Source organism: Pseudomonas sp. GW821-FHT09E12 (assembly GCF_059416085.1).
On the sequence record NZ_JBWKOM010000018.1, the window covers coordinates 1 to 3,116 of the forward strand.

Genomic DNA, 3,116 nt, shown 5'->3' on the forward strand with positions numbered 1-3,116 from the left:
ATGTGAGAGTAGGTCATCGTCAAGATTAAATTCCGAAACCCCAATTGCGAAAGCAATTGGGGTTTTGTTTTTGCGCGAGGAAAAGCCTTTCAAATTGCAGCTGCTAGCTGCTTGATTGTGCCTGGTCACGCTTTCTATGCAACAGCCCTAGGCATGGCTATCATGCCTGCCTCATTGTGAGGCGAGATCTGCATGCTGACATTGTTGGAGCTTCTGAAGGATGGGCGGTTTCACTCGGGCCAGGCCCTTGGTGCCGCCTTGGGCGTTAGTCGCAGTGCCGTGTGGAAGCAGTTGCAGCAGTTGGAGGCTGAGCTGGGGCTCTCTATCCATAAAGTTCGCGGCCGCGGCTATCAGTTGGCGGCCCCGCTGACGCTTCTGAGTCCGGCTGATATTTACGAGCAATCAAAGGATTGCCCTTGGGCTGTGCTGGTTTTCGATTCTATCGACTCTACAAACGCCGAAGCTCTGAGGGCTGTCGAGCGTGGCGTACCTGCGCCGTTCCTGGTGCTTGCTGAGCGTCAGACGGCGGGGCGCGGTCGGAGAGGGCGAAAATGGGCTAGCCCTTTTGCAGAAAATGTTTATTACAGCCTCGTACTGCGTATCGATGGTGGAATGCGTCAGCTTGAAGGGCTCAGCTTGGTAGTCGGGCTGGCGGTCATGCAAACCTTGCGCGAGTTTGGAATTGCTGGTGCGGGCCTGAAGTGGCCAAACGATGTTTTAGTTGGGCGCAAAAAAATCGCCGGAATCCTGTTGGAGCTGGTTGGGGATCCTGCTGATGTCTGTCATGTAGTTCTGGGTGTAGGTATCAACGTCAGCATGCAGAAAGCCGACGAGATTGATCAGCAGTGGACGTCTGTACGGCTTGAGTCCGGCAAGCAGGTTGATCGTAACCAGTTGGTTGCTCGGCTGAGCATGGTGCTGAAAGCTTACCTGGAGCGCCACCAAACCCAGGGCTTTTCCTCTATTCAAGAGGAATGGGAGCAGAATCACTTGTGGCAAGGTAGTGCGGTGTCTCTGATTGCTGGGATCAATAAAATAGACGGTGTTGTTATGGGCATCGATCAGCAGGGCGCATTGCGATTGAGGGTGGATGGGGTTGAGAAGGTCTACAGCGGTGGTGAGCTCAGCTTGAGGTTACGCAATGATTCTTGAGCTTGATTGCGGAAACAGCTTCATTAAATGGCGCGTTCTGGATAATGCTGCGCTTGGGGTATTTGCTGAGGGTGTGGTTGATTCCGATGATGCTTTGGTCGGGCATCTGCGTACGCTAAACGGCTTGGTTTTGACCCGCTGCCGCTTGGTCAGCGTGCGCACGGCCGAGGAGACGAGCAAGCTTACTTCCATGTTGGTTCAGGCTTTTGGCGTGGCGGTGATCTGTGCTGCGCCTGCGAAAGAAATGGCCGGCGTACGAAATGGTTATGAGGAGTTTGAGCGACTTGGCCTGGATCGCTGGCTTGCCATGCTGGGAGGCTTTCGCCTTGCGGCTGGTGCCTGCCTGGTACTCGATTTCGGGACGGCGGTTACTGCGGATTTCATTGCTGCGGATGGCGAGCACCTGGGGGGGTTTATCTGCCCAGGGATGCCATTGATGCGTAATCAGCTGAGAACTCACACTCGTCGAATTCGGTACGATGATTTGTCTGCTGAACGTGCGCTGGTGAGCCTGTTGCCGGGTCGTACGACGGTTGAGGCGGTAGAGCGTGGCTGCTCATTGATGTTGAGGGGGTTCGTTCTAACTCAGTTGGAGTTGGCGCGTGGTTACTGGGGGGATGATTTCGTAGTATTTCTCACTGGTGGTGATGCTGATCTGGTTTCTGGGGTTGTCCCGCAAGGGCGAGTGGTTCCGGATCTGGTTTTTGTCGGATTGGCTATGGCATGCCCATTGTCCTGAGGTTTTTATGCGCTGGTTGTTCCTGCTGCTTCTGGTTCTCAATGTGTTCTATTACGTCTGGCATCAGCAGGAAGTGCCTTTACGTGCCAAGGAGGTAACACCTCTGACGCTTTATAAAGGGTCCCAGCAGGATATCCGCTTGTTGAGTGAGTCGTCTGACGCTCTCTCTAGGCGTGACAAGGGTGGGGCTCAAGCCGATTGCCTCTATATAGGTGGTTTTGCTCGTCGTGATCAGGCTCAAATGCTCGAGCAGCGTCTGTCGGCATTGGGGGTGGAGGTCCGGTTGAAGTCCTTGGGGTTGCCTGATGCTTCTGGTTACTGGTTGCGGGTGGCTCCTGAAAGCAAGCATTTGCTGGATGATTCGCTGCTGCAGAATCTTGCTAAAGAATTCAATGAGTTAAAACATAAAATAATGTCATGCGAAGGCATTGCAACTGTCGAGTAGTTTGCATAGAATGGCGCCCGCTCCGCAGTGAAGACCTCTAGAGGTAGACGCAGCGAAGCGAGGTCAACGCAGCTAACCTCAGGTTTTTAATGAGAAAATGCTTGACAGAAGGGTGGCATGATGTAGAATGCTGCCTCGCTTAGGAGGGGTTCCCGAGCGGCCAAAGGGATCAGACTGTAAATCTGACGTCTACGACTTCGAAGGTTCGAATCCTTCCCCCTCCACCAGATTTAGCGTGAGCTGCAGGCTCCGCGGGTATAGTTTAGTGGTAGAACCTCAGCCTTCCAAGCTGATGATGCGGGTTCGATTCCCGCTACCCGCTCCAAGTTTGCAGGTTGTGCAAAGTGTTTCGCTCTTGTAGCTCAGTTGGTAGAGCACACCCTTGGTAAGGGTGAGGTCAGCGGTTCAAATCCGCTCAAGAGCTCCATATAACAAGGCAGATATGAAAATATCTGCCTTTGTTTTAATGGCTTGTGTGACTTGCTCAATTCTTCTCCTAGGGGTGATTTCGATGGCTAAGGAAAAGTTCGAACGTAATAAGCCGCACGTCAACGTTGGTACCATTGGTCACGTTGACCACGGTAAAACCACTCTGACTGCTGCTCTGACTCGCGTCTGCTCCGAGGTTTTCGGTTCGGCTCGTGTTGACTTCGACAAGATCGACAGCGCCCCGGAAGAAAAGGCTCGTGGTATCACCATCAACACTGCGCACGTAGAGTACGATTCGAACATTCGTCACTACGCGCACGTTGACTGCCCAGGTCACGCCGACTACGTCAA

The 3,116-nt window shown here is 53.3% G+C and carries 4 protein-coding genes and 3 tRNA genes; all 7 read left to right on the top strand.

The window, feature by feature from the left end; all coding sequences use genetic code 11:
• Nucleotides 1-192: 192 nt before the first annotated feature.
• Nucleotides 193-1,152 (top strand): bifunctional biotin--[acetyl-CoA-carboxylase] ligase/biotin operon repressor BirA, encoded by a 960-nt coding sequence (birA, locus tag AC07PQ_RS30660; protein WP_493186775.1) that lies wholly within the window; start codon nucleotides 193-195, stop codon nucleotides 1,150-1,152.
• Nucleotides 1,142-1,891, top strand: a complete 750-nt coding sequence (locus AC07PQ_RS30665; RefSeq protein WP_007924212.1) for a pantothenate kinase — start codon at nucleotides 1,142-1,144, stop codon at nucleotides 1,889-1,891. The genes birA and AC07PQ_RS30665 overlap by 11 nt, the downstream gene beginning before the upstream one ends.
• A gap of 7 nt (nucleotides 1,892-1,898) precedes the next feature.
• A complete protein-coding gene (locus AC07PQ_RS30670; protein ID WP_007924210.1) occupies nucleotides 1,899-2,336 on the top strand; it encodes a hypothetical protein in 438 nt (145 codons plus the stop codon).
• A 142-nt stretch (nucleotides 2,337-2,478) separates the two neighbouring features.
• Nucleotides 2,479-2,563, top strand: a tRNA-Tyr gene (locus tag AC07PQ_RS30675).
• A 24-nt stretch (nucleotides 2,564-2,587) separates the two neighbouring features.
• A tRNA-Gly gene (locus tag AC07PQ_RS30680) sits at nucleotides 2,588-2,661 on the top strand.
• Between the two features lie 26 nt (nucleotides 2,662-2,687).
• Nucleotides 2,688-2,763, top strand: a tRNA-Thr gene (locus AC07PQ_RS30685).
• An 84-nt stretch (nucleotides 2,764-2,847) separates the two neighbouring features.
• On the top strand, nucleotides 2,848-3,116 hold a 269-nt coding region (locus tag AC07PQ_RS30690; protein ID WP_401029794.1), incomplete at its 3' end, for a GTP-binding protein.